The following is a 23,529-nucleotide window of genomic DNA, read 5'->3' as shown; positions in this document are numbered from 1 at the left end:
CGGCCGGCCCTAGTGGCCGGCCGTCTCGTTGATGAAAATACTCATCTTGCACGTTTTTTCCTCAACCCGGCGGCTATTTGTTGTTAATCTGCCGTCTTCTTCTCGACGGAGGCGCGAGTATGTCGCGATCCTTCCTGCCGGTTTTTACCCGGCTCTCTTTTTCACCTTTCGCACGCTTCATGACTCGAGATCGGCGCCACGACGCGGCAGGCGTAAAGCGCTGCCACAGTGTCGCGACGCGAGTTGCGGGATTCTGTCTGGTGGTCACTATGGCAACGTTTCCGATAGCCGCTCATGCCGAGTCGATATCCGAAACCGTGCCGGCTTCCTCCCGGTCCGTGGCGACGCTGGATACACGTGTTCAGCCGCCCGCGCTGGACCCGGTCACCGAGCTGCCGGATCTGGCCGAGCTCAAGGCCGGGCCTGAACGCAAGGCTGCCTTCCTGAGTATGCTGGTACCGCTGGTGCAGGCGGAAAATGCGCGTATCCAGCGCGATCGGAATTGGCTGGTTGGCGTACATACGCGCATCAATCCCCTGACCGCGGACGAGAAGCAGCGGCTGGCTCGGCTATGCGATGACTATGGCGTGCAGTGCTCGCCCGGCAAGGTCAGCCAGGCGTTGCTGACAAGGGTCAACACCGTACCGCTGGAAATGGTCGTGATCCAGGCAGTGGAAGAGTCCGGCTGGGGAACCTCACGGCTGGCGAAGGAGAGCAACAACCTGTTCGGCATGCGCTGTTTCAGCGCCGGCTGCGGTATCGCGCAGCAGGGTACGTCACGCCGCTTTCAGGTATTCGATAGCGTCCGCGACGGTGTCGGCGCCTATCTGCATAACCTGAATACCCACCGCGCCTATGCTCAGCTTCGTGGACAACGGGCCGCGCTGGCCGCGACCGGCAAGTCGATCTCCGCCGAAAAGCTGATCGGCACGTTGCACAACTACTCGACGTCACCCGGCTACCAAAGTCAGCTGTTGTCGCTGCTGCGCACCAACGGTGAGTTGATACGCACCCATGGCGCCGACAGCTCGTTCGCGGCCGATAGCCCGGCCTGACGGCTTTCCCGCCTATTGTTTTCTCCCCGCGCGGCCGCTATGGCCGCTGTGGGGCTCCTGTGCCTAATCGACCCCGTGACCTAACCAACCCCGTGCCTGATCGGCGCCGGTTGCCCATCGTGACTGGCCGTTCGTGTGTGTTCGCCCAGTTGAGCTAGACTACAGCGACTTTTCTGCCAACCCGAGGAGGCCATCATGGCCAGCGAAACGTCCCTCGAGGCACTGACCTTCGATAATGTCTGGTCCCGCTTCCCCGACGACTTTTTCACTCGCGTAACGCCCACTCCGAGGCGCGATACGCGACTGCTCGATGTCAGCCCGCTCGGCGCGACGCGGCTTGGGCTGGAGGTGGATGATATCGATCGCCAGCGGTTGACCGCGCTGATGAGTGGCGAGCAGCTGCTGGAGGGCATGGATCCGCTGGCCCAGAAATATACCGGCCACCAGTTCGGCACCTATAATCCGGCGCTGGGTGACGGTCGCGGCCTGCTGCTCGGCGAGGCGATGACGCCGCTGGGTCCTGTCGACCTGCATCTCAAGGGCGCGGGACAGACACCCTATTCGCGCTTCGGCGACGGCCGTGCGGTGCTGCGCTCCTCGATACGCGAGTATCTCGCCGGCGAGGCGATGGCCGGGCTCAAGATCCCGACTACCCTGGCCCTGGCCGTTGCCGTCAACGGCGAAAAAGTCATGCGGGAGCGCGTCGAACCGGGTGCCACGCTGCTGCGACTGGCCGAGAGTCACGTACGTTTCGGCCACTTCGAATGGCTTTATCAGCAGCAGCGCGTCGAAGATATCGATCGCCTGATGCGCCACGTCATCGATCGCCATCGCCCCGATCTCGCGCAGGAGCCCGCCCCGCTGGAAGCGCTGTTCCAGGACGTGGTGACGCGAACCGCGGAACTGATCGCCCGTTGGCAAGCCTACGGCTTCGTTCATGCGGTGATGAACACGGACAACATGTCGATTCTGGGCTTGACGCTGGACTACGGTCCCTATGCCTTCATGGATCGCTTCGAATCCAATCTGACGCCCAACCACACCGATGCGACCGGACGCTATGCCTTCGATCAGCAGCCCGGCGTGGGGTTGTGGAATCTGACCGTGCTGGGCCAGTCGTTGACGCCCTTGATCGAAGTGGAACGGCTGCGCGAGATACTGGACAGCTACGAGCCCACGCTGCAGGCGGCTTACGCGATCCTGATGCGCGGACGTCTCGGACTCGAGACCGAGCAGGAGAGCGACGGGGCGTTGATCGAGGATTGGCTGTCGCTGCTCGAGAGTTCGCGGGCCGACTTCCACCGGAGTTTCCGCGCATTGAGCGACCAGGATGTCGTCGGCGGCCTGTCGCTGACCGCGGAAATCGAAAGCGCAGGGCCGGATAGTCCGCTCGATGCCTGGCTCGAGCGCTACCGCCAGCGTCTCGCGCAGGAGTCTCGGGGAGAGACGGAACGGCTGGCGGCCATGCGTCGGGTCAATCCGTTCTACATCCTGCGTACCCATCTCGCCCAGCAGGTGATCGAGGCCGCGCAGGAAGGCGATACCCGCCCGCTGCAGACATTCCGCGAGTTGCTCTCGTCACCCTTCACGCGTCGGCCGGGGATGGATGTCTGGGCCGAGGCGCCGCTTCCCAGCGCGCCGCCGGTTTGCCTCTCCTGCTCGTCGTAAAGATTCCGCCTGTCCCGATCTTTGAATAGAGCCGGTTCTCGAGCCGGCATTTTTTAGTGATAAGTCATTCGTTATAAGTTGGATAACGGGAATCAGGGGTCCGGGTTTTGATATTCAAAACAACAGGTTGGCGGAGAATTTAAATATAACGCTTTTATTATGCCTGCCATAAGTTATTGACCGGGTTGGTTTTCCTCCTAATCGCTTGATCCCCTTGGTCGTTCTCCGGAAAACTGTCATCACCTATCGCAATGACTGTCTATCGCGATGATTAACTGACGACGATCTTTCCCCGCTACGGCGTTATCGCCTTGAGGGCAGGGAACCGCGCGTTATCGAGATGCACAGCAAGGAGTGTCGATGCATGGCTGACCATCGGGAGAGCAGCGAATGAAGATTGGAGCGCCCAAGGAGCTCGCCAAAGGAGAAGCGCGAGTGGCGCTGACACCCGAAAGCGCGCAGCAGATCCAGAAGCTGGGGCACGAGTGCCTGATCGAGCGCGGTGCCGGCGCGCTAGCCGGGTTCAGCGACGAGGCGTATCGCGATGCCGGCGTCACCGTCATTGACGGCGCCAATGCACTGTGGAGCGAAGCGGACGTCGTGATCAAGGTTCGGGAGCCGGTCGAAGCGGAGATCGAGCAGCTGCGGAAAGGTCAGACACTGATCACGTTCTTCTGGCCGGCGCAGAACGAGGAAAATCTCGAGCGCTGCCGTGCCAAGGGCGCGACGGTTGTCGCCATGGACATGGTCCCGCGTATCTCGCGGGCCCAGAAGATGGACGCGCTTTCCAGCACCGCCAATATCGCCGGTTATCGTGCCGTGATCGAAGCGGGTAGCCAGTTCGGGCGCTTCTTCACCGGGCAGGTGACGGCGGCCGGCAAGGTGCCGCCGGCCAAGGTGCTGATCGTCGGTGCCGGCGTTGCCGGACTGGCGGCGATCGGCACCGCAACCAGTCTGGGCGCGGTGGTTCGCGCCTTCGATGTTCGTCCGGAGGTGGCGGAACAGATCGAATCGATGGGCGCCGAGTTTCTGTTTCTCGATTTCGAGGACAGTCAGGACGGCTCGGGCAGCGGCGGCTACGCGGCGCCTTCGAGCCCGGAGTTTCGCGAAAAACAGCTGGCGCTGTTTCGCGAACAGGCGCCGGAAGTCGATATCGTCATCACCACCGCGCTGATCCCCGGTCGGCCAGCGCCGAAGCTGTGGCTTGAGGACATGGTCGCACTGATGAAGCCCGGCTCCGTGATCGTCGACCTGGCCGCGGAGAAGGGCGGCAACTGCGACCTCACCGTGATGGATGAGCGCATCGTCACCGACAATGGCGTGATCGTGGTCGGCTATACCGATTTCCCCTCGCGGATGGCGACGCAGGCGTCGCTGCTTTACGCCACCAACATCCGCCACATGTTGACCGATCTGACGCCGGAAAAGGATGGCGTGATCGTTCACGACATGGACGACGACATCATCCGCGGCGCCACGGCGACCCATGGCGGTGACATCACCTTCCCGCCGCCGCCGCCCAAGGTGAAGGCGATCGCGGCGGCCAAGCCCAAGCCGAAGACCAAGGAGCCGACGTCCGAAGAGAAAAAGGCGGCCGAGCATGCCGCGTTCCTGGCCCAGAGTCGGCGTCAGATCGGCATGCTGGTCGCGGGCGGCGTCCTGATGTGGCTGCTGGGGCTGGTGGCGCCGGCGTCGTTCATGCAGCACTTCATCGTCTTTGCGCTGGCCTGTTTCGTCGGGTTCCAGGTGATCTGGAACGTCAGCCATTCGCTGCATACGCCGCTGATGGCGGTGACCAATGCGATCTCGGGGATCGTGATTCTGGGCGCCGTGTTGCAGATCGGCTCCGGAAGCTGGCTGGTCGGGCTATTGGCCGGGATATCCGTGCTGATCGCCTCGATCAATATCGTCGGCGGCTTCCTGGTGACCCGCCGTATGCTCGCCATGTTCCAGAAATCCTGATCCGCGGAGAATCGATATGTTGCAACATGAGTTCGTTTCCGCCGCGGCGATCGCGGCGAGTGTGCTGTTCATCCTCTCCCTGGGGGGGTTGAGCAATCAGGAAAAGGCCAAGCGCGCGGTATGGTATGGCATCGTCGGCATGGCGATCGCCGTGGTTTTCACTGCGCTGGGGCCCAATGTCGGCGGCTACGGCTGGCTGATTCCGATGATGCTGATCGGCGGTCTGATCGGGGTCTGGCTGTCGCGTAAGGTCGAGATGACCGAGATGCCGCAACTGGTGGCAGCGCTGCATAGCTTCGTCGGGTTGGCCGCGGTCTTCATCGGCTGGAACGCCGAGCTGGAACGTGCCCGCGTCGTGGCGATGCAAACGGCCGGCGTATCCTTCGACGGGCTGTCGGCGTTTGCCTCGACCCTGGCCCAGAAGACCCCGGCGGAGCTCTCTTTCCTGCAGGGCGAAGTGGTGCTGGGGGTGTTCATCGGCGCGGTCACCTTCACCGGCTCGGTGGTGGCGTTCGCCAAGCTGGCCGGCAAGATCGGCGGCAAGCCGCAAAAGCTGCCCGGCGGGCATCTGCTCAACGCCGGCGCGGTAGCGCTGTGCCTGGTGCTGGCCATCGCCTATTTCAACGGCGCCGGTTTCTGGACGCTAGTGCTACTGGCGGCGCTGGCATTCTTCATCGGCTGGCATCTGATCATGGGTATCGGCGGGGCCGACATGCCGGTGGTTGTCTCGATGCTCAACAGCTACTCGGGGTGGGCCGCTGCGGCGATCGGGTTCACGCTGTCCAATGATCTGCTGATCGTGACCGGCGCGCTGGTAGGGTCTTCCGGGGCGATTCTCTCCTACATCATGTGCAAGGCGATGAACCGCAATTTCGTCAGCGTCATCGTGGGCGGCTTCGGTGGCACTCAGGGGCCCGCTGCCGAGATCGAGGGCGAGCAGATTGCGATCGACGCCGGCGGCGTGGCGAGCGCCTTGAACGACGCCGATAGCGTGATCATCGTGCCGGGCTATGGCATGGCCGTGGCTCAGGCGCAGAGCGCAGTCAGCGATCTGGTGCGCAAACTGCGCGCGGCAGGGAAGGAGGTGCGATTCGGCATCCATCCGGTTGCCGGGCGCCTGCCAGGGCACATGAACGTGCTGCTGGCGGAAGCGCGCGTCCCATACGACATCGTGCTGGAAATGGACGAGATCAACGATGATTTCGCTAGCACCGACGTGGTGATCGTCATCGGCTCCAACGACATCGTCAATCCCGCGGCGCAGGAAGATCCCGCGAGCCCGATCGCCGGCATGCCGGTGCTGAAGGTCTGGGAATCGAAGCAGGTCTTTGTCTGCAAACGCGGGCAGGGCACCGGCTACTCGGGGATCGAGAATCCGCTGTTCTTCAAGGACAACACGCGCATGCTCTACGGCGACGCCCGGTCCAGTATCGATTCGCTGGTCGGGATGATCGACTAGCGGACTTCATCTACCACTGAACCGAGTGTCTCGCCGTGATCAACGCCCCGTTTTCGGGGCGTTTTTTCGTTACACTAGGGGTATCGCTCATCGTCAATGGAACGGCCATGTCGGATACAACTAGGTCAGATACAAACGGGTCAGATAAAAACGGGTCAGAACAACGCATGCAGGTCGCGGTACTCGGCGGTGGCAGCTTCGGTACCGCCATCGCCAGCATCGCCGCCGACAACGGCGCCGAGGTCCGCCAGTGGTTGCGCGATGAAGCCCTGGTCGAACAGATCAACCGCGAGCATCGCAACGGCCGCTATCTGCCCGACTATTCGATCAATCCGGCGGTGGTGGCGTCCACCGATCTGGCCCTGACGGTCGCCGAAGCCGCCGTGGTGTTCATCGCGATTCCTTCCAAGGCGTTTCGCACCGTGCTTCAGCAGGTACGACCTCATTTGCGTCCCGAGCAGATTCTGGTCAGCACGACCAAAGGCATCGAAGCCGACGGTTTCAAATTGATGAGCCAGGTGATCGAAGAAGAGACCGGCTCCTCGCATATCGGCGCGCTTTCCGGTCCGAATCTGGCGGCCGAGATCGCCCAGAAGCATCTCACGGCGACGGTGATCGCCAGCGACGATCCGGTCACGCGCGCCTACGTTCAGGCAGCGTTGGGGTGCAGCTATTTCCGCGTGTATGCCGGCAACGATCGCTATGGCGCGGAGCTCGGTGGCTCGCTCAAGAACATCTACGCCATCGCCGCCGGCATGGCGGCCGCGCTGGGTATGGGCGAGAACACGCGCAGCATGTTGATGACGCGTGCGCTGGCGGAAATGAGCCGATTCGCGGTCGCGCTCGGCGCCAATCCGATGACCTTTCTGGGGCTCTCCGGCGTCGGCGATCTGATCGTCACCTGCTCTTCGGAACTCTCGCGCAATTACCGCGTCGGCTTCGCCCTGGGCCAGGGCCATGACCTCGATTCCGCCATCGATTTGCTCGGCCAGGTGGCGGAAGGGGTCAATACGGTCAAGCTGGTTTGCGAGAAGGCCCGCCAAGAAGACATCTACATGCCGTTGGCGCAGGGGCTCTATCAGGTGATGTTCGGCGGCGTTCCGGCCAAGGACATGGCCAAGGCGCTGATGGTGAGCGAGCAGAGCAGTGACGTCGAGTTCATGCTGTCTCGGGAAGCGGTATCGCGTGCCCATGAGCTGGGCCCGGACGTCGAGTGATGGGCTGGCTGGCGATCGTCAGACACGGAGAGGCGGCGCCGGGAAACCCCGATTCCGAGCGGCGGCTGACCCGACGCGGGGAGCACGAAGCGCAGAGCGCCGGCCATTGGCTGGCTTCACGCTCAGCGCTCACCGGTGCGACGATCTGGTCGAGTCCCTATCACCGGGCCCAGCAGACAGCGCAGGCCATCGCCGATGCCATTCACGGCGACATCGACACGGTCGAAGGCGTGACGCCGGATGACGATGTTGGTGCGCTGGTCGAACGGCTGACCCAGATGGACGTTTCGCGGCCACTGATCCTCGTCAGCCATATGCCGCTGGTTGGTCTTCTGACGGGGCGGCTGGTGGACGGTTCGGCCAGCGCGGGCGTGGGGTTTCCGACGGCGGGAATCGCCTTGCTTGAGGCCGACGTCTGGGCGGCAGGTTGCGCAAGCCTGAAGGCGTTCGTCTCTCCGCCCCATCGTTGAATCGAATGGGGCAGCCTATGGATCTCAAGCGGGATGGGCCGTGATTAAATGATGGCGCTACCAGGCCCCGCTGGGCGAGGCCTGCCATGAGGTCGGCCAAATTGGGTTTCGAGTTGAAAAACAGCCGAGTCGAAGGATAGCCGAGTGGGTAATCATTTTTATGGACGATAGCGGCGGGACATATCGCTCGTCGCGTTCGACCGGTAGCGCGCGCTTGACCGATGTGGCGCGCGTTGCGGGCGTGGCGCCGATGACGGTGTCGCGTGCGCTCAACCGGCCTGAACTGGTGAGCGAGAGTACGCGGCTGCGGGTTCAGCAAGCGGTGCTGGAGACCGGCTACGTGCCCAACCGAGTCGCCGGTGCCCTGGCCTCGAGCCGAAGCCGGCTGGTCGCGCTGCTAGTGCCCACGGTCGCGCATTCACTGTTTGCCGAGGTTGTGCAGACGGTCATGGGTGCGCTGTCGCCTCAGGGCTATCAGGTGCTGCTGGGCCTGGTCGGCTATACCCCGGAACAGGAAGAGACGATTCTCGAGACGGTGCTGAGCCGCCGCCCTGACGGAATTGTTCTCACCGGCTGTCGCCACTCGCCGCTGACCCGTCAGCGCCTCCAGTCGGCCCAGGTACCGCTGGTCGAGATCTGGGACATGACCGATGATCCGCTGGACATGCTGGTCGGCTTCTCCCACGAGTCGGTAGGCCGCGCCGTGGCCGAGCATCTGCTGTCGCGGGGCTGTCGTCGCTTCGGACTCATCAGCGCCGACGATTCTCGCGCCAGACGGCGTGTCGCCGGTTTCGTCTCGGCACTGGAACGGGCAGGAGAAGGGGCGTATCAGCTGCGAGAGGTCGGTACGCCCTCGAGCATGCCCTGGGGGCGGGAAAAGAGCGCCGAACTGCTCGATCAGCATTCGCTGGACGCCATCGTCTGCAGCTCGGATATCCTCGCCCTCGGCGTTCTGGCGGAGGCGCAAAGTCGCGGGTTGTCGGTGCCGGAAGAGTTGGCAATCATGGGCTTCGGCGACAGCAGCTATGCCGCTGCCAGCTTTCCCGCGTTGAGTACCGTGCGTATCGACGGGGCTGCCATCGGCCTGCGTGCGGCCGAACATCTGCTGCAGCGCATGGCGCAACCGACGTTCCAACGGGCGGGGCAAACGCTGGATATCGGATTCGAGATCGTCGATCGAGACACTACCTGAATGACGGCCCGAGCCGCGTCGGCGCCTCCTTCGATGGCGCGGTAGTAAATTGTCATCCTTTGGTCGTAATTAACTGGCAGGCGCTTTGTCATACAAATTGATTGCGCTAACATTCCAAGCCATCAGATGTTCGATGCCACGGTGATAGCGCAATCATCATCGTTATCGGGCAAGTCGGGAGGCCATCCTCTCAGTCACGTCAATTAGGTAGTCCGATGTCCAACGATGCCATCAGCTGGATCCGTTTCTCTCACGTGCTGTTGCCGCTGGCGACGCCCATCAGTGATGCCAAGGTGCTGACCGGACGTCAGAAGCCGATGACCGAAGTCTCGTTTTTGTTCACCGAGATCGAAACACGTGATGGTCATCAGGGCATCGGTTTCAGCTACTCCAAGCGTGCCGGCGGCTACGGCCAGTTCGCCCATGCCAAGGAAATTGCCCCGGCGATTCTGGGCGAGGATCCCAACGACACCGGCAAGCTGTGGCAGAAACTGGTCTGGGCCGGCGCCTCGGTGGGGCGTAGCGGTCTGTCGACCCAGGCCATCGCCTCGGTCGATGTCGGTCTGTGGGATCTCAAGGCCAAGCGCGCGGGTCTGCCACTGGCCAAGCTGCTGGGCGCGCATCGCGATTCCGTGCAGTGCTACAACACTTCCGGCGGCTTCCTGCATACGCCGATCGAAGAGGTCATGGAGAACGCGACGCGATCGCTGGAGAACGGCATCAAGGGCGTCAAGATCAAGGTGGGCCAGCCCGACATGCGGATCGATCTCCAGCGTGTCGAAGCCGTGCGCAAGCATCTCGGTGACGATGTGCCGCTGATGATCGACGCCAACCAACAGTGGGACCGCGCGACGGCGCTGCGCTTCGGTCGCGTCATGGAACAGTACAACCTGGTGTGGATCGAGGAGCCGCTGGACGCCTACGACGTCGAGGGGCATGCCGCGTTGGCCGCGGCGCTGGACACCCCGATCGCGACCGGCGAGATGCTGGCGAGCGTGGGCGAACATATGGAGCTGATCAAGCACCGCAGCGCCGATATCATTCAGCCGGATGCGCCGCGTATCGGCGGGATTACCCAGTTCCTGAAGCTGGCGACGCTGGCCGATGCCGCCGGCCTTCAGCTGGCGCCGCACTTCGCGATGGAAATCCATCTTCACCTGGCCGCCGCCTATCCCGCCGAGCCTTGGGTCGAGCACTTCGACTGGCTGGAGCCGTTGTTCAACGAGCGGCTGGAAACGCGCGACGGCCGCATGGTGGTGCCGGATCGCCCGGGTCTGGGCATCACGCTGACCGAGCAGGCGCGCAAGTGGACGGTCGATAGCGCCGAATTCGGCAAGCGAGCTTGATCCCTAAGTCATCTGGAGCATGAACATGAGTTTCCCCAAAGTGACCAAGATGACCGTGATGCCGGTCGCCGGGTACGACAGCTTCCTGCTCAACCTGAGCGGTGGCCATGCGCCCTGGTTCATTCGCTGTCTGCTGATTCTCGAAGACGATGCCGGCAACCAGGGCGTCGGCGAGATTCCGTCCAGCGAAGGTATTCTCAAAGGCCTGGAACAGTGTCGTTCGCTGGTCGAAGGCTCGAGAGTCAACGAGGTCAAGCAGACGCTCAATCGCTCGCGATTGCTGCTGGCCGGTAACGGCCGCGAGGAGAGGGGCCGTCAGACCTTCGATCTGCGCGTCGCCGTCCACGTGTTGACTGCCATCGAATCGGCCCTGTTCGATCTTTACGGTCAGACGCTGGGTCAGCCGGTCGCCGATCTGCTGGGTCGCTTCGGTCGTCAGCGCGACGAGGTCGAGGCGTTGGGCTATCTGTTCCTGCTCGGGGATCCCGACAAGACCGACCTGCCGTATCCCAAGCCTCGAGACCCGGTCGACGCCTGGGATGAGGTTCGTCGCCGGGAAGCGCTGACCCCGGATTCGGTAGCCAACCTGGCCAAGGCGGCCTATGAACGCTACGGCTTCAAGGACTTCAAGCTCAAGGGAGGTGTGCTGCGCGGCGAAGAGGAGGCCGATTGCATCCGAGCACTGCACGACGCCTTCCCCGAAGCCCGGTTGACGCTGGACCCCAATGGGGCGTGGAAACTCGACGAGGCGGTCAGGATTCTCGATCCGATCAAGCATCTTCTCAGCTATGCCGAGGATCCCTGTGGCCAGGAAGAGAGCTGGTCCGGGCGTGAGGTGATGGCCGAGTTCAAGAAGCGGACCGGGCTGCCGACGGCAACCAACATGATCGCCACCGATTTCAAGCAGCTGCAGTACGCGGTGGCGCTCAACGCCGTCGATATTCCGCTGGCGGACTGCCATTTCTGGACCATGCAGGGTGCGGTGATGGTCGGTGAGCTGTGTGACGAGTGGGGCATGACCTGGGGCTCGCACTCCAACAACCACTTCGATGTCTCGCTGGCGATGATGACGCACGTGGCGGCGGCGTGCCCCGGTAACATCACGGCCATCGATACCCACTGGATCTGGCAGGACGGTCAGCGCCTGACCGAAGAGCCTTATCAGATCCGCGGCGGCAAGCTGAGCGTTCCGAAAGCGCCGGGGCTGGGGATCAAGCTCGACATGGCCCAGGTGACGCAAGCACACGCGCTTTATAAAACGCTGGATGTACGAAGCCGTAACGACGCGATGGCCATGCAGTACCTGATCGACGGTTGGTCGTTCGATCCCAAGCGCCCGGCGCTGGTGCGTTAAAACCGTTCAGGGGTCATGGCTCGATATCGATACGTTAGGACAGCATCTCGGGATGCTGTTCTTTGCTCGTCGAGCGCGTTTCAGGGTAGGCCGACGTCAACGTGCGGCGTCGCTAAAGGCCGGTTGGTGTCGGCGCTATTTCGTTGTTTTTAAGATGATTTAAAGAAAAAACTAATACTTATCATGCTTTGATCCCCGACGGCTTGGCCGTCAATTCCAAAGTCTAATATTGGGCAAGTATGATGTATGGCATCCTACGTTTCGATAATCACAATTCGCTTGAATCAAGCGAGGGAGTCATATGATGACACAACGTTTCTGGAACAATATTTCCGCTTCCTTACCTGCTGTAGCCGTCGCCGGGGCGCTATCCGTCGCGGCCTTTCCCGCGCATGCGGAAGATTGGCGGGGGTGGAACGTGCATCCTGACGGCTATCCCAACTCTGTGGCATTGAAATCGTTCGACGAGGAAGTTTCCAAGAATACCGACGGACGAATCAATCCCCGCATCTACAACAATGCGGTACTGGGTGATCAGCCCGATGCCATCGATCAGGCCCGTAGCGGCGCTCTGGATTTCGGTAATTTCAATATGGGGCCGATGGGTCCCATCGTGCCCGAAACCGACGTGTTGTCTCTGCCCTTTCTGTTCAACAGCGTCGACCAGATGTATCGCGTGATGGATGGAAAGATCGGCCAGCGTTTTGCGGATGCCCTGGCGGAAAAGGATTTGATTGCGCTGTCGTGGTTCGGCTCCGGTGCTCGTAGTTTTTACAATACCGATCATGCCATCAATGAACCGGATGACGTGAAAGGGCTCAAGCTGCGCGTCATGAACAATGACCTCTACGTGGACATGGTCGATGCGCTGGGCGGCAACGCCACGCCGATGTCCTACGGCGAGGTGTTTCAATCGCTCAAGACCGGCGTCATCGACGGTGCCGAGAACAATTTCCCATCATTCGAATCCAGCAACCATTACGAGGTTGCCAAGTACTACTCCGAGACCGGTCACCTGATCATCCCCGAGTGCCTGTGTGTCGCAAAATCCAGCTGGGAAGAGCTGTCTGACGAGGATCAATCCATCGTGCGTACGGCGGCGGAAAATGCGGCCAAAGAGCAGCGGGAACTGTGGGAGAAAGGGGCGAAGGAGAGCCGCGAGAAGGTCGAGGCGGCTGGCGTCAAGGTCAACGAGGTAGAGGACAAGGCAGCATTCCAGAAGCGCATGGAGCCGATCTATCAGGCATTCATCAAGAAGCACCCCGACCTCGAATCGCTGATCGACGACATTCGCAATACCCAGTAAACCCTTCAATCGTGACGGACCCCCGATCTTCGGGGGTCCGTTGTTTGTCTCCGACATCAATCAGGGAAACCCATCGTGGATAACGTCCCGAATTCGTCTGCCAATTCCGATGCGTTGCCAGACAGGTTGCTGGACGGTCTGGCGCGTTTGTGTCTGATCGTTGCAGGCGTATTACTGGTGTTCTTGATTTTTTCTTTCGGATGGCTGGTGTTTGGTCGTTACGTGCTCAATGACACGCCGACCTGGATCGAGCAGTCCTCGCTGTTGATTGTGGTCTATATCACTTGCCTGGGTGCAGGCGCCGGCGTCCGGTTCAATTCTCACCTGAGCATCGACTTTCTGCGCGAGGGCGCGCCCAGAATTCCGCGCGTGATCATGCATGCCATTTCCGACGGATTCGTGCTGCTTTTCGGAGGGTTCATGGCTTGGCAGGGGTGGCTGATGATGCTGAGCAATGCAGGCCGACCGATCCCGATGATCGGGCTTTCCGAGAGCTGGCGTGCTGCGCCTCTGGTCGCTTGTGGCGTGCTTCTGGTGGTCTTCACCTGCGCCAATCTCATTCAACGCATCACGCGCACCGGCCGGGCAGGGAGCTGACATCATGGGACTAGCCATTCTTTTCGGCGTCTTTCTTCTCGGGCTGATCGTAGGCGCACCGATCGCGTTTGCGGTGGGTCTGGCTTCGATCGTGACGTTCCTCTACGAGGGATTGCCGCTCTTCGTGGGATTCCAGCGAATCGTTTCCGGCATTTCGGTGTTCTCGTTGTTGGCGATTCCGTTCTTCATCTTTGCCGGCGAGCTGATGTTGCACGGCGGCATCTCGACACGTCTGGTCCGCTTCGCCTCGGCAGCCGTCGGGCGTGTCCGCGGTGGTCTGGGGATGGTCAACGTGACCTCTTCGATGCTGTTCGGCGGCATTTCCGGATCCGCGGTCGCCGATACGTCTGCGCTGGGCTCGATCCTGATTCCGGTGATGAAGGAGAAAGGCTACGACACCGACTACGCAGTCAACGTGACGGTGACGTCTTCCATCGCCGGCGTCGTGATTCCGCCCAGCCACAACATGATTCTCTACGCGGTGGCAGCCGGTGGGGGCATTTCGGTCACCCAGCTTTTCGTCGCGGGTATCGTCCCCGGCATTCTGATGTGTCTGGCGCTGGCGGTGGCGGCCTATCTGGTAGCGGTCAAACGCGGCTACGGGGGCGAACCCTTCCCGGGGTGGTACGCGCTGTTGATCAGCTTTATCGCGTCCTTGCCGGGGCTGTTGACCGCGGTGATCATCGTCGGGGGTGTACTGTCCGGGATCCTCACGGTGACCGAATCCGGCGCGTTCGGCGCCATCTATGCCATCGTCGTCACCGGGCTGGTCTATCGCGAGCTTCGCTGGGCCTCATTCAAGAAGGCGGTCTATCAGGCGGTCAAGACGACCGCGCTGGTGATGATTCTGGTCGGCTGTGCCTCGGCGTTTTCGTATCTGCTGGCGCTGTATAACGTGCCGGAAATGCTGGCCAACGCGCTGACCTCTTTCTCCGATAATCCCATTGTCGTGTTGCTGATGCTCAATCTGCTGCTATTGGCGCTGGGCATGATCATGGACATGGCGCCGCTGATTCTGATCTGCACGCCGATCTTTCTGCCGGTGGCGCAGCAGTTCGGCATGGACCCGATCCAGTTCGGCATCCTGATGATGATGAATCTGGGCATCGGGCTGTGCACGCCGCCGGTTGGTGGGTGTCTGTTCGTCGGTAGCGCGATCGGCGGCATCAAGATCGAACAGACAGTGAAGACCATCTGGCCGTTCTATCTGGCGTTGTTCGTGGTGTTGATGCTGGTCACCTACGTGCCGGCCATCTCGCTGACCTTGCCCGAGTTGCTGCAGTGATTCGGTAAGGCACTCCGGCCTTTGGATCATTCGACATCTCACTCAATCAGGAGAAGACCCAAACATGCTGAATCGATTATTGGTGACCGGCGCCGCCGGTGGCGTGGGGCAGGCTATCCGTCCGTATCTCTCGAAGCTGGCCCATCAAGTTCGCCTGTCTGACATCGAGGCGATCAATGATGCCGAGACGCACGAGGAGATCGTCAGCTGCGATCTGGCCGACGCGTCAGCGGTGGAAGAACTCGTCAGCGGCTGCGACGGTATCGTTCACCTCGGCGGTATCTCGGTGGAAAAACCGTGGGAAGGGATCCTGCAGGCCAATATCATCGGGGCCTACAACCTCTATGAGGCCGCGCGCAAGCAGGGCAAGCCGCGCATCGTGTTCGCCAGCTCGAACCACACCATCGGCTACTATCCGCGCACGACAAGAATCGATACCCAGGTAGCGCGTCGGCCGGATTCGCTCTATGGCGTCTCCAAGTGCTTCGGCGAGGATCTGGCGAGTCTCTACTTCGATAAATTCGCGATCGAGACGCTTAGCGTGCGCATCGGCTCCTGCTTTCCCAAGCCCAAGGATACCCGCATGCTGGCAACCTGGCTGGGCGTGCAGGACTTCGTCACGCTACTCGAGCGCGCGTTCACGGCACCCAAGCTGGGTTACACCGTGATTTACGGCGTCTCCGACAACGACGAGCAATGGTGGGACAACCGTCATGCCCAGTTTCTGGGCTGGGCGCCGCAGGAGAGCTCGGCGCCGTGGCGAGCCGAAGTCGAGGCCGAAGCGGCAGCGTCCCCGCAGGATCCGAATGACCCGGCCGTCATCTATCAGGGCGGCAAGTTCGTGACCCTGGGGCATCCCGACGACGAAACGTGATCCCGTGCCTGGATGGATCAAACTGGTATGCTGTCTCGAACGTTTTACCGCAATGACAGCGCAGGGCGATCACAGATTCCGTGTCGGACAAGACATTCAATAAGGTAGGCAGCACGATGGAGCAGACCCAGGCTTGGGAGATCAAGCGCATCTCCTCTCAGGAGAGTCTTTCGCGCCAGATTGCCCGGCAGTTGGAGGCTCTGATCACTCAGGGTCGCATCGCGGTGGGGGACAAGTTGCCGACCGAGAGCCAACTGTGCGACATGTTCGGCGTCAGCCGGACCGCAGTGCGCGAGGCGATTGCCCATCTCAAGTCGATGGGGCTGGTCGAGACGCGTCGGGGTATCGGCACGCGCGTTCTGCGTTCTGCCCCCGAGCATCAATTCCCGGCCAGGCGCATCAGCGCCAACACGGTGGAAGATATTCTGCACGTGCTGGAACTGCGCATGACGCTGGATTCCCAGGCCGCGTCGCTGGCTGCCGAACGACGCACGCCGGAAAACGTGGCAGCGATGCAGGCGGCTCATGAACAGTTTCTGGCCGCCTGCGATTCGGGTAGTCAGGCGCGTCATGAAGACTACGTCTTTCACCGGGCCATCGTTGAAGCCACGCACAATCCGTTCTTCGTCTCGCTGTACGATCAGCTCAATGAAGGCGCCATCCCCCGCACCAAGCTGTTATCGGTAGAGCTCGACCCCGAAGCCGTATCTTACTATCTTGAAAGGGTCGCTCGTGAGCACGCCGATATTCTGCAGGCGATAGTCACCGGCGAGGCGGAAACCGCCCGTGATGCCATGTATCGCCATCTTCAGCGGGCGTATGACAACTACGCTGTGTACCAGGACAGGCCGCAAGCGTGAGGCTGCAACGGTTCGGATGATCATTCGAACCGACATGATCGAAGTGCCGTTGGATTGCACTGCCATTCTTCAGGGTGGCGGTGTCCTGTTGCTGCAAGCCTCTCGACACCCGATTTTGCGCATTCGCGGCATCATCACAGTCTTCGTCGCCACGTTCGGCATCGCTGGAATCAAGCATCGTCATGTTCCAGCAACCCTCGCCCGAGCGTGCTCTCGCTTCATCAATGCTTCATTCGAGTATTCTGCTAGGAGGTAACGTGAATCTGACCGGTGAACTACTGATTGGACAGCAAACCGTCAAAGGCAGTCGCGATCCGATCGTGGCGATCAACCCGGCCACCGGCGAACGTCTCCCGACCGAGTTCTTCGGCGGCACGCCTGAAGACGTGGCACGAGCCTGCGAACTGGCCTGGTCGGCATTCGACGACTATCGCGAATCGTCGCTCGAGGATCGCGCCACGTTTCTCGAGACGATCGCCGATGAAATCGAGGCGATCGGCGATGCGTTGATCGAGCAGGCCGTGGCCGAGTCCGGTCTGCCTCAGGGCCGTATCCAAGGCGAGCGCGGCCGCACCTGCGGCCAGCTGCGTCTATTCGCCAAGACCGTGCGGGCCGGCGAATGGCTCGATGTCCGCATCGACCCGGCGCTGCCGGATCGCCAACCGATGCCGCGGGTCGATCTGCGCCAGCGTCATGTCGCGCTGGGTCCGGTAGCCGTTTTCGGCGCCAGCAACTTTCCGTTGGCGTTCTCCGTTGCCGGTGGTGATACCGCATCGGCGCTGGCCGCGGGCTGCCCGGTGGTGGTCAAGGCGCATCCGGCGCACCCCGGCACCTGCGAGCTGGTCGGGCGTGCCGTGCAGGCGGCGGTCAACAAGTGCGGCCTGCCGGAAGGAGTCTTCTCGATGCTGCACGATTCGAGCTTCGAAGTCGGCCAGGCGCTGATTGCCGATCCGCGCATCAAGGCGGGTGGGTTTACCGGATCGCGCAAGGGTGGATTGGCGCTGCTGGAGATCGCTCAGAGTCGCCCGGAGCCGATTCCGTTCTACGCCGAGATGAGCAGCATCAATCCGGTTTTCCTGCTGCCGGCGGCGTTGAAGGCGCGCGGCAAGGCATTGGCCGAGTCGTTCGTCGGCTCACTCAACATGGGCGCCGGCCAGTTCTGCACCAATCCGGGCCTGGTGATCGCCATCGAAGGGCCGGATCTCGACGCGTTCGTCGAGGCGGCGGCGGAGGCCGTCAGAAACAGCACCGCCCAGACGATGCTCACGCCCGGCATTCACGAGGCCTACGGTCGCGGCGTTTCGGCGCTGGCTGCCAATGCCAAGGTACGTGAATTGGCGCGCGGCCGTATCGGCGAAGGTGCCTATCAGTGCCAGAGCGGTCTCTTCATGGCGACCGGCGAAGATCTGATCGGCGATGAGGCGCTGCAGGCCGAGATCTTCGGGGCTTCCTCGCTGATCGTCGCCTGCCGTGATTCGGCCGAGGTCAAGCGCGTTGCCGAGGCGCTGGAAGGTCAACTGACCGCAACGTTGCAGTTGGATGATGCGGACGTCGATACCGCCAGGCGGTTGCTACCGACGCTCGAGCGCAAGGCCGGTCGGGTGATGGCCAACGGCTGGCCGACCGGTGTCGAGGTAAGCCACGCGATGGTTCATGGTGGCCCGTTTCCGGCGACCTCCGACGCTCGGTCGACATCGGTCGGCACGGCGGCGATCTTTCGCTTTCTGCGGCCGGTCTGCTATCAGGATCTGCCCGAGGCGCTGCTGCCGGAAGCCATTCGCGACGGCAATCCGTTGAAACTGCGTCGTCTGCTCGATGGCGAGCGCGAAGGCTGATCTCGATATCCGGATTCCAGGCAACAACGAAACGACAAAGGCCGCTCGAGAGAGCGGCCCTTTTTTGTACGGTATGCTCGTCCGGCAGCGGTGGTCGTTATTGCGGTATCAATCGGTATCTCAAAGCCCTCTTTCAAAGCCCTCTTTCAAAGCCCTCTTTCAAAGCCCTCTCTCAAAGCTCTATGTCAATCCTAGCCACTTCAGCACGAACAGCCCCAGGCTCAGGGTGAACATCGAGGCGAACGTGGTGATGACGATGATGTTGGCCGCCAGTTTGTCGTTGCTCTTGAACGCCTTGGCCATGACGAAGCTGGCTGCGGCGCCGGGGCAGCCCAGGTAGAGAAAGAGAATGCCCAGCGCCGGGCCTTGGATACCCACGGCGAGCGCGCCGAGAACCCCGAACAGCGGTACCCACACCAGCTTCCACAGGCTGGCGTCCAGGGCGATGGTGCTGCTGCGCTTGAAGGCGCTGATCGAGAGCGTGCCGCCGATACAGATCAGTCCCAACGGCAACGACATGCCGGCGAGATAGCCGCCTGAGGTCATGATCCATCCGGGCAGTTCGAGGCCCGATAGTGCCACCGGGATCGCGAAGACGACGCTCAGGATCAGCGGATTTCTGGCCAGGTTCTTGACCAGGCTGCGGAAATCCGTGGCCACGTCATCGCTGTAAAGCGACAGGATGAACACCGAGAGGACGTTGTAGATGACGATGACCGCGCCGGCTAGCACGCCGCCGACGGAGAGTCCGTAATCACCGTACTGGCCGGCGGCCAGGGCGAGGCCGACGATGCCGTTGTTGGCGCGAAACGCGCCCTGAGTGAAGATACCGCGCTCGACACGCGGGTGTCGCCAGACTGCCCAGGCCCAGGCCAGTAGAAAACTGATGACGGTGTAGCCGATGAAGTAGCCGATCAGCTCCGGCTGTAGGGCGCGGCTGAGGTCGGCCTTGACGATGCTCAGAAATAGCAGCGCCGGCATGGTGACCTTGAACACCAGCATCGATGCGGTAGTGATGAAGTGCGAGTCGATCCAGCCGAGTCGCTTGAGCCCCAAGCCGAGGAACACCATCAGAAATACCGGGAGCGTGATTTCCAGGGTGTGGGTGAAAGCCGCGAGCAGCCCCATGAATCAGTCTCCGCCGCGCACTAGCCAGAAGCCGATGATCAGTGCCGCGACCAGCACGGCCCAGAATAATCGGTTACGCAGACGGGTATCACGATGGGTTCCTTTGCGAGACACAGTACAATCCTTGGTTGAAGTCGGGTGGAGCGTCACTACCCCGGCAATGACGTTCGACGGAAGTCGTTAATTTTTTACAATCGTCAGTTATGACAGTCGATCGGTTCATCGACGACTGTTTTTATCGCCGATAGTCTAAGGGAATTCAGATGTCGATGCTGCGTTACCCACTGGTCTTCGCCCATGCCAATGGTTTCACCGGCGCCAGTTACCGGACGCTGTTGCAGCCGTTGGCGTCGCACTTCGAGCTGCATCCGCTGGATCGCCTGGCGCATGACCCGGCGTTCCCGGTCGGGCGCAACTGGCTGGCGCTGTGTGAAGAGTATCTCTCGGCCATCGAGCCGTTAGCGAAACCGGTCGTCGCCGTGGGCCACTCCATGGGCGGTGTGCTGTCGATCATGGCCGCCGTCAAGGCGCCCCAGCACTTTCGCGCCGTCATTGCGCTGGATCCGCCTTTGCTGCTGGGGCGAGACGCCTGGATGCTGAAATTCGCCAAACTGGCAGGTTTCGTCGATCGCGTCACGCCGGCCGGCAAGACGCTGCGTCGTCGCGAGATCTGGCCCAGCCGCGACGCCATGGCAGCGTCGCTGCGCCGGCGTTCGCTGTTTCAGGGCTTCACCGAGACCGCGATGGACGACTATGTCACCGGCGCCACGACCCTCGACGACGACAGCGGTGCCGCCAGGCTGCTCTACGCGCCCCGCACGGAAGCGGCGGTGTTTCGCCATTTACCGGATCACCTCACCTCGGTGCTGCGCAAGCTCCAGGTGCCATTGACGGTCATCGCCGGTGAAGATTCCGATCTGCTGACTCCCAAACGTCGGCGGACGCTCACGCGCCTGGGCGTTCGAATCCGCTGTGTACCGGGTGGGCACATGTTTCCGTTCGAGCACCCTCAGGCCACTCGCCAGGCGATTCTGGACGCGGCCGATGGCATGCTCGAGGCCTCGGCATGAGGCCGCGGACGCTGGTGCTGGGAGACGATCGGCTGGCAGCGTTGAGCTGGGGGGAGGAGGGCGCGCCTACCTGGGTGGCCCTGCATGGCTGGCTGGACAACGCGGCGACCTTTTCCCGGTTGGCGCCCGCCCTGGTCACGGCGCTGGGCATTCGGCTGGTGGCGCTGGACCTGCCGGGGCACGGCCACTCCCCGCACCGGGGCGCGCGGGCCGACTATCCGCTGTGGGGCTACGTGCCCGATGTTCTCGATGCCCTGGACGTACTGGATCTGCGCGCGACAACGCTTGTCGGCCACTCGATGGGCGCGGGCGTGGCCACTCTGATCGCGGCCGCCGCACCGGAGCGGGTCGGCCGGCTAGTGTTGATCGACGGGCTGGCCTCGACCACCAGCGAACCCGACGAGACGGTGGCGCAGCTGCAGTCGGCATTGCGCGCGCGCCGGCGGCCGCCGCCGCATAATGCTGGACGTAGCGCTGGACGTAGTGCTGGAGACGGTGCTGAACGTAGCGCCAGCGGCGGCTATGCGAGCATCGACGACGCCGTGGCGGCGCGGGTTCGGGGTGGAGTCACTCGGATCGATGCCGATACCGCGCGGCCAATCGTCGAGCGTAACCTGGTCAGCTGTGAAGATGGGCGCTATCACTGGCGCACCGACCGCCGTCTGGTCCAGCCGTCGCTGTTGCGTTGGAGCTCGGCGCAGATGCTGGCGACGGTTGCGGCCATTCGCGCGCCGGTGCTGCTGTTGCAGGCGACCGGCGGCGTATTGAACGAGCGCCCCTATCTCGGCGAGGCGTGTCGTCGAATCGACCGGCTGGAGCGGCGAATCGTCTCCGGCGGGCATCACCTGCATCTGGAGCGCGTCAGAGTAGCGCAAGTGACGTCGGAAATCGTACGCTGGCATCAATCGATCACCGGGGAGTCCCTGTCATGAAACCTCGAGTGTCGTTGGTACTGGGAAGTGGAGGCGCGAGAGGCTATGCCCATATCGGCGTGATCGAGGAGCTCGAGGCACGTGGCTACGAAATCGTCTCGATTTCCGGCTGCTCGATGGGCGCCTTGATCGGCGGCATCTACGCCGCCGGCAAGCTCGAGGGGTATCGAGACTGGGTCTGTCGGCTGGACTATTTCGACGTGCTGCGTCTGGTCGATATCACCTGGAGCGCCATGGGTGCCATGCGCGCCGGCAAGGTGATGACCAAGCTCGAATCGCTGGTCGGGGATATCCGCATCGAAGATCTGCCGATGCCGTTTACCGCGGTGGCGACCGACCTCAACCGTCAGCGTGAGGTCTGGTTCCAGAAAGGCCCGCTGTTGAGAGCGATTCGGGCCTCGATCGCGGTGCCGGGGATCATCACTCCGGTCCAGGAGAACGGCCATGTGCTGGTCGACGGTGGTCTGCTGAATCCGCTCCCGATCATTCCCACGGTCTCCGTCGAAGCGGACATCGTGCTGGCGGTCAACGCGACGGCGCAGACACCGAGGCAAGTCACCCTGGAAGAATTGTTGCCCGCCGATCAGGCGGCTCAGGAGCAGGCGCGCGAGATCGAGCGCCAAGCCGAAGGCAAGAGTTTCAGCGGTTGGTTGAGAAATGTGCGCACGCGGGTGCAGGGCATGGTTTTTTCATTCGGCGACGACGATGAGTTGGCGGACAACGGCAGCTGGTCGAGTCAGACCGAACGCGCCTGGAGCAAGCTCGACATGATGCTGGCCTCGTTCGATATTACCCAGGCAGCGCTGGCCAAGTACAAGATTGCCGGCTACCCGCCGGACATTCTGATCGAGGTGCCCAAGAGCGTTTGCGGTGCCTACGAATTTCATCGCGCCGAGGCGCTGATCGAGCTCGGACGCTATCTCACCGCCCAGGCCCTGGATCGACACGAACAAGGACGGGACTGCACGGCCGTTGCCGCCGAGCCGATCGATGACCACCGCCATCCTGCCAGCAGCGGCGATCCGCAGGGGCGGCTACCACTGCCATTGTCGTCGCCCAAGCGGCACGGTTGACGGGAGCACTGCAGGGCCGCCGGCGCGAGCCCCGCTCTCCATCTCGCTCGGCAGGTTGATCAGCGCCGTCTGGATGCTTCATTTGACGTTTCAGCTACTGGAATCGGCCCGGGTGCGCAGCAGTACGTAGAGCGCGCCGGTGCCGCCGTCGACCTCGTTTGCCGAACAGAACGCCAGCACCCGCGACCAGTTCTTGAGCCAGCCGTTGACGTGGCTCTTGATCACCGGGTAGTCCGCACCGCTGCCGCGATAGCCGCGCGCCTTGCCGTGAACCACCAGCACGCAGCGAGCGCGGGCGGCGATGGCATCATCGATGAAGCTTTCGAGCTCGATACGGGCTTCGTCGAGCGTGTAGCCGTGCAGATCGAGCCCACCTTCCCAGGCGATGTGGCCTTTCTTGAGCTGGGCAAAAGTACGCTGGGGCAGATCCGGAATCGAGAACTCGAGTCGCTGATGCGGCGTGACCGCCTCGACGCCGCCGTCCGACAGCTTCGACTGAACCTGCGGCGGGGCCTGTTCCGCCGCCTCACGGCGGGCGCCGGTATTGAGTTCGTTGCGCCGCGGCCGGCCGGTCTGCGCCCGGTTGACCTTGAGTCGCCGGATACCGGCCGCTTTCAGCGCGTCGCGAAAGGCGCTGTCAGGCTTGTCATGGCGGTCGCGACGGTCGTGATTGGCGAAGCGATGGTCGTCATCGCCGGTGGAGTTCGTCATGGCCGTGCCTCTGCGGATCGCGGTCTCGATGGCTTGAGTCGTTCAGCGGGCAAAAGGGTACCCGATTCCGGTCGTCGGGGCATGGCCGACTGTGAACGCGTGAGCCTTGCGCGTACAATCGTCGTCCGTTTTCCA

Annotated in this window: 20 protein-coding genes; 18 read left to right on the top strand and 2 right to left on the bottom strand. The window is 62.2% G+C overall.

Annotated features, from left to right (window positions below; translation table 11 throughout):
• Window positions 1-119: 119 nt before the first annotated feature.
• The 15 genes from DOM58_RS16380 to DOM58_RS16305 all read left to right on the top strand — a co-directional run bounded on the left by DOM58_RS16380 (window position 120) and on the right by DOM58_RS16305 (window position 18,480).
• Window positions 120-1,055, top strand: a complete 936-nt coding sequence (locus tag DOM58_RS16380; RefSeq protein WP_245392305.1) for a glucosaminidase domain-containing protein — start codon at window positions 120-122, stop codon at window positions 1,053-1,055.
• Window positions 1,056-1,250: 195 nt separating this feature from the next.
• Window positions 1,251-2,723 carry a protein adenylyltransferase SelO gene (locus DOM58_RS16375; protein WP_110693769.1) on the top strand — a complete coding sequence of 491 codons (1,473 nt, stop codon included), beginning with the start codon at window positions 1,251-1,253 and terminating at the stop codon, window positions 2,721-2,723.
• 390 nt (window positions 2,724-3,113) lie between these two features.
• A complete protein-coding gene (locus DOM58_RS16370) occupies window positions 3,114-4,685 on the top strand; it encodes a Re/Si-specific NAD(P)(+) transhydrogenase subunit alpha (protein WP_110693768.1) in 1,572 nt (523 codons plus the stop codon).
• 16 nt (window positions 4,686-4,701) lie between these two features.
• On the top strand, window positions 4,702-6,144 hold the full coding sequence (locus tag DOM58_RS16365) for an NAD(P)(+) transhydrogenase (Re/Si-specific) subunit beta (RefSeq protein WP_075561678.1): 1,443 nt from the start codon (window positions 4,702-4,704) through the stop codon (window positions 6,142-6,144).
• A 167-nt stretch (window positions 6,145-6,311) separates the two neighbouring features.
• Window positions 6,312-7,361: an NAD(P)H-dependent glycerol-3-phosphate dehydrogenase gene (locus DOM58_RS16360; RefSeq protein ID WP_110693767.1), complete on the top strand. Its 1,050-nt coding sequence runs from the start codon at window positions 6,312-6,314 to the stop codon at window positions 7,359-7,361.
• A complete protein-coding gene (sixA, locus tag DOM58_RS16355) occupies window positions 7,361-7,831 on the top strand; it encodes a phosphohistidine phosphatase SixA (protein ID WP_110693766.1) in 471 nt (156 codons plus the stop codon). Before DOM58_RS16360 ends, sixA begins: the two co-directional genes overlap by 1 nt.
• Before the next feature lie 223 nt (window positions 7,832-8,054).
• On the top strand, window positions 8,055-9,023 hold the full coding sequence (locus DOM58_RS16350) for a LacI family DNA-binding transcriptional regulator (protein WP_245392314.1): 969 nt from the start codon (window positions 8,055-8,057) through the stop codon (window positions 9,021-9,023).
• A 215-nt stretch (window positions 9,024-9,238) separates the two neighbouring features.
• Complete coding sequence (locus DOM58_RS16345) at window positions 9,239-10,369, top strand: L-talarate/galactarate dehydratase (RefSeq protein ID WP_110693764.1); 1,131 nt, start codon at window positions 9,239-9,241, stop codon at window positions 10,367-10,369.
• 25 nt (window positions 10,370-10,394) lie between these two features.
• Window positions 10,395-11,723, top strand: a complete 1,329-nt coding sequence (locus DOM58_RS16340) for an enolase C-terminal domain-like protein (protein ID WP_110693763.1) — start codon at window positions 10,395-10,397, stop codon at window positions 11,721-11,723.
• Between the two features lie 304 nt (window positions 11,724-12,027).
• Window positions 12,028-13,029, top strand: a complete 1,002-nt coding sequence (locus DOM58_RS16335) for a TRAP transporter substrate-binding protein (protein WP_425353403.1) — start codon at window positions 12,028-12,030, stop codon at window positions 13,027-13,029.
• 75 nt (window positions 13,030-13,104) lie between these two features.
• Complete coding sequence (locus DOM58_RS16330) at window positions 13,105-13,626, top strand: TRAP transporter small permease (RefSeq protein ID WP_110693761.1); 522 nt, start codon at window positions 13,105-13,107, stop codon at window positions 13,624-13,626.
• A 4-nt stretch (window positions 13,627-13,630) separates the two neighbouring features.
• Entirely contained in the window at window positions 13,631-14,911 is a 1,281-nt protein-coding gene (locus DOM58_RS16325) for a TRAP transporter large permease (protein ID WP_075561686.1), read from the top strand.
• Between the two features lie 64 nt (window positions 14,912-14,975).
• Window positions 14,976-15,785 carry an NAD-dependent epimerase/dehydratase family protein gene (locus DOM58_RS16320; protein ID WP_110693760.1) on the top strand — a complete coding sequence of 270 codons (810 nt, stop codon included), beginning with the start codon at window positions 14,976-14,978 and terminating at the stop codon, window positions 15,783-15,785.
• An 80-nt stretch (window positions 15,786-15,865) separates the two neighbouring features.
• Window positions 15,866-16,645: a FadR/GntR family transcriptional regulator gene (locus DOM58_RS16315; RefSeq protein WP_245392304.1), complete on the top strand. Its 780-nt coding sequence runs from the start codon at window positions 15,866-15,868 to the stop codon at window positions 16,643-16,645.
• Window positions 16,646-16,902: 257 nt separating this feature from the next.
• Window positions 16,903-18,480 carry an aldehyde dehydrogenase (NADP(+)) gene (locus DOM58_RS16305; protein ID WP_110693757.1) on the top strand — a complete coding sequence of 526 codons (1,578 nt, stop codon included), beginning with the start codon at window positions 16,903-16,905 and terminating at the stop codon, window positions 18,478-18,480.
• Between the two features lie 180 nt (window positions 18,481-18,660).
• Here the strand turns inward: DOM58_RS16305 and DOM58_RS16300 are convergent, their stop codons facing one another.
• On the bottom strand, window positions 18,661-19,608 hold the full coding sequence (locus DOM58_RS16300) for an AEC family transporter (RefSeq protein WP_075561691.1): 948 nt from the start codon (window positions 19,606-19,608) through the stop codon (window positions 18,661-18,663).
• A gap of 263 nt (window positions 19,609-19,871) precedes the next feature.
• Here DOM58_RS16300 and DOM58_RS16295 point away from each other — a divergent pair, with 263 nt between their 5' ends.
• The 3 genes from DOM58_RS16295 to DOM58_RS16285 are packed head-to-tail and all read left to right on the top strand — an operon-like array spanning window position 19,872 to window position 22,683.
• Complete coding sequence (locus DOM58_RS16295) at window positions 19,872-20,678, top strand: alpha/beta fold hydrolase (protein ID WP_110693756.1); 807 nt, start codon at window positions 19,872-19,874, stop codon at window positions 20,676-20,678.
• Complete coding sequence (locus tag DOM58_RS16290) at window positions 20,675-21,610, top strand: alpha/beta hydrolase (protein ID WP_110693755.1); 936 nt, start codon at window positions 20,675-20,677, stop codon at window positions 21,608-21,610. Before DOM58_RS16295 ends, DOM58_RS16290 begins: the two co-directional genes overlap by 4 nt.
• A complete protein-coding gene (locus DOM58_RS16285) occupies window positions 21,607-22,683 on the top strand; it encodes a patatin-like phospholipase family protein (RefSeq protein ID WP_110693754.1) in 1,077 nt (358 codons plus the stop codon). The genes DOM58_RS16290 and DOM58_RS16285 overlap by 4 nt, the downstream gene beginning before the upstream one ends.
• 90 nt (window positions 22,684-22,773) lie before the next feature.
• Here the strand turns inward: DOM58_RS16285 and DOM58_RS16280 are convergent, their stop codons facing one another.
• Window positions 22,774-23,394, bottom strand: coding sequence for a Smr/MutS family protein (locus DOM58_RS16280; protein ID WP_110693753.1), 621 nt, complete (start codon window positions 23,392-23,394; stop codon window positions 22,774-22,776).
• Window positions 23,395-23,529: the final 135 nt, after the last annotated feature.

The sequence above is a fragment of the Salinicola halophyticus genome, from assembly GCF_003206695.1.
In the GTDB taxonomy this organism is placed as follows: Bacteria; Pseudomonadota; Gammaproteobacteria; order Pseudomonadales; family Halomonadaceae; genus Salinicola; species Salinicola halophyticus.
Note: the sequence above shows the minus strand (reverse complement) of the source record. Positions and strands in the feature narration are given on the sequence as shown.

Bases quoted from the DNA above. Each gene is read 5' to 3' on its own strand.
- DOM58_RS16380 (WP_245392305.1), top strand. From the start codon at position 120: ATGTCGCGATCCTTCCTGCCGGTTTTTACCCGGCTCTCTTTTTCACCT.
- DOM58_RS16340 (WP_110693763.1), top strand. From the start codon at position 10,395: ATGAGTTTCCCCAAAGTGACCAAGATGACCGTGATGCCGGTCGCCGGG.
- DOM58_RS16290 (WP_110693755.1), top strand. From the start codon at position 20,675: ATGAGGCCGCGGACGCTGGTGCTGGGAGACGATCGGCTGGCAGCGTTG.
- DOM58_RS16345 (WP_110693764.1), top strand. From the start codon at position 9,239: ATGTCCAACGATGCCATCAGCTGGATCCGTTTCTCTCACGTGCTGTTG.
- DOM58_RS16335 (WP_425353403.1), top strand. From the start codon at position 12,028: ATGACACAACGTTTCTGGAACAATATTTCCGCTTCCTTACCTGCTGTA.
- sixA (WP_110693766.1), top strand. From the start codon at position 7,361: ATGGGCTGGCTGGCGATCGTCAGACACGGAGAGGCGGCGCCGGGAAAC.
- DOM58_RS16325 (WP_075561686.1), top strand. From the start codon at position 13,631: ATGGGACTAGCCATTCTTTTCGGCGTCTTTCTTCTCGGGCTGATCGTA.
- DOM58_RS16285 (WP_110693754.1), top strand. From the start codon at position 21,607: ATGAAACCTCGAGTGTCGTTGGTACTGGGAAGTGGAGGCGCGAGAGGC.
- DOM58_RS16370 (WP_110693768.1), top strand. From the start codon at position 3,114: ATGAAGATTGGAGCGCCCAAGGAGCTCGCCAAAGGAGAAGCGCGAGTG.
- DOM58_RS16320 (WP_110693760.1), top strand. From the start codon at position 14,976: ATGCTGAATCGATTATTGGTGACCGGCGCCGCCGGTGGCGTGGGGCAG.
- DOM58_RS16295 (WP_110693756.1), top strand. From the start codon at position 19,872: ATGTCGATGCTGCGTTACCCACTGGTCTTCGCCCATGCCAATGGTTTC.
- DOM58_RS16375 (WP_110693769.1), top strand. From the start codon at position 1,251: ATGGCCAGCGAAACGTCCCTCGAGGCACTGACCTTCGATAATGTCTGG.
- DOM58_RS16365 (WP_075561678.1), top strand. From the start codon at position 4,702: ATGTTGCAACATGAGTTCGTTTCCGCCGCGGCGATCGCGGCGAGTGTG.
- DOM58_RS16280 (WP_110693753.1), bottom strand. From the start codon at position 23,394: ATGACGAACTCCACCGGCGATGACGACCATCGCTTCGCCAATCACGAC.
- DOM58_RS16300 (WP_075561691.1), bottom strand. From the start codon at position 19,608: ATGGGGCTGCTCGCGGCTTTCACCCACACCCTGGAAATCACGCTCCCG.
- DOM58_RS16360 (WP_110693767.1), top strand. From the start codon at position 6,312: ATGCAGGTCGCGGTACTCGGCGGTGGCAGCTTCGGTACCGCCATCGCC.